This window comes from Candidatus Methylomirabilis sp., from assembly GCA_036000645.1.
GTDB lineage: Bacteria > Methylomirabilota > Methylomirabilia > Methylomirabilales > JACPAU01 > JACPAU01.
Genome location: DASYVA010000090.1, coordinates 1 through 2914 on the forward strand (window position 1 = coordinate 1; position 2914 = coordinate 2914).

Annotated in this window: 3 protein-coding genes; 1 reads left to right on the forward strand and 2 read right to left on the reverse strand. The window is 71.1% G+C overall.

All coding sequences use genetic code 11. The annotated features are described in order from the left end of the window. Nucleotides 1-88: 88 nt before the first annotated feature. Nucleotides 89-1063 (reverse strand): alpha-ketoacid dehydrogenase subunit beta, encoded by a 975-nt coding sequence (locus VGT06_05375; protein HEV8662562.1) that lies wholly within the window; start codon nt 1061-1063, stop codon nt 89-91. Between the two features lie 9 nt (nt 1064-1072). Then, nucleotides 1073-2047, reverse strand: coding sequence for a thiamine pyrophosphate-dependent dehydrogenase E1 component subunit alpha (locus tag VGT06_05380; GenBank protein ID HEV8662563.1), 975 nt, complete (start codon nt 2045-2047; stop codon nt 1073-1075). Nucleotides 2048-2689: 642 nt separating this feature from the next. On the opposite strand from VGT06_05380, the gene VGT06_05385 reads away from it, so the two are divergent. Continuing rightward, a partial coding sequence (locus VGT06_05385) for a proteasome ATPase (GenBank protein ID HEV8662564.1) occupies nt 2690-2914 on the forward strand: 225 nt, incomplete at its 3' end.

Genomic DNA, 2914 nt, shown 5'->3' on the forward strand with positions numbered 1-2914 from the left:
CCACGGGAGGGTTCCCCAGGGGGGCCGGGGGCCGGGGCGGCGCCGGCGCCAGGACCCGGACCGTGTCACTCTCCTTCTGTCCTTTGTATTAGAAGGCGGCCAGCTCCCTCAGTCGTGCGGCGATCTTCTCCGCCTTGGGGAGATAGGCGTCCTCCAGGGGCGGGCTGAAGGGGACCGGGGTGTCGGGGGCCGTGACCCGCAGGATCGGGGCGTCCAGAGCCCGGAAGGCGCGCTCGGCGATGAGGGCGGCGACCTCCCCCCCCAGCCCCCCGGTTTGCGTGGCTTCGTGGACGATGCAGACCTTTCCGGTCTTCTCGGCGGCGGCCACGATGGCATCCGTGTCGAGCGGGCTCAGGGTTCGGAGATCCAGGACCTCCGTCTCGATCCCCTCCTTGGCGACGGCCGCGGCCGCTTCCAGGGACTGCTGCACCATGGCCCCGTAGGTGATCACGGTCGCGTCCCGCCCCTCCCGCCGGACCGCCGCCACCCCGATCGGGGTCGCGTAGTCCCCCGCCGGGACCGGCCCCTTCTCGTGCCGGTAGAGGTACTTGTGCTCGAAGTAGATGACCGGGTTCGGGTCCCGGATCGCCGCCTTGAGCAGGCCCTTCGCGTCCTCCGGGGTCGCCGGGGCGACCACCTTGAGGCCCGGGGTGTGGACGAACCAGGCCTCGGGGCACTGGGAGTGGAACGGGCCGGCGTGCAGCCGCCCGCCGTACGGCGCGCGGATCACCATCGGGACAGGGGTTCCGACCCGGTAGTGGTACTTGGCCGCCACGTTCACGATCTGGTCGAACCCGCAGGAGATGAAGTCGGCGAACTGCATCTCGGCCACCGGACGCATCCCCATCAGCGCCGCCCCGATGGAGGCCCCGACGATGGCGGCCTCGGAGAGCGGGGTGTCGATGACCCGCTCCTCGCCGAACTTCTCCAGGAACCCCTTGGTGATCTTGAAGGCGCCGCCGTAGACGGCGATGTCCTCCCCCAGGAGGAAGACGGCGGGATCCCGCTCCATCTCCTCCCAGAGCCCCTGGCGGATCGCCTCCAGATAGGTGATCGGCTCCATCCGGCCCCCTCAGACCGCGTAGACGCCCTGGGTCACCCCGCCCCCGTCCGGGAGGGGGCTCTGCTCCGCGAACTGGACGGCGTCCTCGACCTCCCGCGTGATCTGCTCCGCGATCCGTTTCTCCTCGGCGTCGCTGAGGATGCCCGCCTCCCGCAGCGTCCGCTCCAGGCGCTGGATCGGATCTTTGGCCCGCCACTCCTCGAGCAGCTGGGGGGGGACGTAGGAGGCGTCGTCGTGCTCGGCGTGCCCCCGCATTCGCATGGTCTTGCACTCGATGAGCGTGGGGCCCTCCCCCGCTCGGGCCCGCTCCGCCGCCGCCTTCGTGGCGGTGTAGACGGCGAGCACGTCGTTGCCGTCCACGATGACGGCCGGGAGCCCGTAGCCCTTCGCCCGGTCGGCGACGTGCGGCACGGCCATCTGGCGCGCGAGCGGGGTGGAGTATGCGAACTGGTTGTTGTTGCAGATGAAGAGGACCGGGAGGCGCAGGACGGCGGCGAAGTTCACCGCCTCGTGGAAGTCCCCCCGGCTGGAGGCCCCGTCCCCGAAGTAGCCGACGGCGATCCGGGGCTCTCGGCGGATCTTGAAGGCGAGCGCGCACCCGGCGGCGACGGGGAGCAGGTCGGCCATCGGACTGACGAAGGAGAGGATTCCCCGCTTGATGTCGCCGTAGTGAACGTTGCCGTCGCGCCCCCGGGTGGGGCCCGTTGCCCGTCCCAGGTATTGGGCGAGGTACTCTCGGGGGGTCAGGCCGCGGACGTAGTTCGCGCCGAGATCCCGGTGGGAGGGTGCCGTGACGTCCTCGGGGGCAAGCGCGTAGGCGCTGCCGACCGAGATCGCCTCCTGGCCGTTGCTCACGTAGACGCCGCCGAAGACCCGTCCCTGCCGGTAGAGCTTGATCACCCGGTCCTCTGAGGCCCGGGTGAGACGGAGGTAGTAGTAAATCTTCAACAGGTCGTCAGGGGGCAGCCCGTGCAGCTCCGCCACGGCGTCTTCCTCCTCTGTCCCCGGGGGTCTCGCGCCGTCCGCCCACGTGCGCTGAGTATAGCACGGGCGCCCGCGCGGGCGGAACCCGAAGGGAAGAATTGCCACCGCTGCGTGCTCTCCCTGTCCCATGCCGCCGCCCCCGCCGCGCGGCGCGTGCACAGATGGGCGCGCGGGATGCGCGTGCAGGGCGCGGCACCGCGAAGGCCTGCATGGCGTGTCGGACGCGAGCGCGGCCCGTGGCACGACGCTTGCACCATCAGTGAGCACTCCCCCAGGCCCGCCGTCCTTTGCTGCGGCCGCGTCCCCGGAGCCGCGAGGACGGCGCACCAGCACGTTCGCTGCAGCGGGACGCGCCGCGGAGAGCGGGAAAAATGCTTGACTCCTCTTCGGCCTTCCCTACTATACTAGGCGGGATTTCCGGCGACGCGCGTCAGGCAGCCCAGGATGAGCCCGGTCACGAGAGACAGCAACCGCTCATCGGGGGACCCGAGCGCGGCGGAGCCGCGCGAGCGACTCTCACACGGAGGTGAGGGCAGCCCGGGAGCCGAGGACGCCAGCAGCCGGGAGCGGGTGACGGCCCGCCTGAGTTCGCTGCGGCGCACGGTACGACGGCTCTCCGGCCAGCTGCCCAGGGGGGAGGCGGTGTCCGCGAAGAAGATGGGGGACTACGAAGCCGAGATCGAGGCCCTCCAGGCCCAGGTGAAGGCCCTCGAGGAGGAGGTCTACCACCTCCGCCGCCGCCTCGAGCAGGCCCCCCGGGAGTTCGAGTTCCTCCGGGCGAAGCTCCACGCCTCCCGGGAGCAGCTCGACCAGGCCTACCAGCAGAACGAGCGCCTCGTCCAGGCCCTCCACCAGGCGAAGGAGCAG

Bases quoted from the DNA above. Each gene is read 5' to 3' on its own strand.
- VGT06_05375 (HEV8662562.1), bottom strand. From the start codon at position 1,063: ATGGAGCCGATCACCTATCTGGAGGCGATCCGCCAGGGGCTCTGGGAG.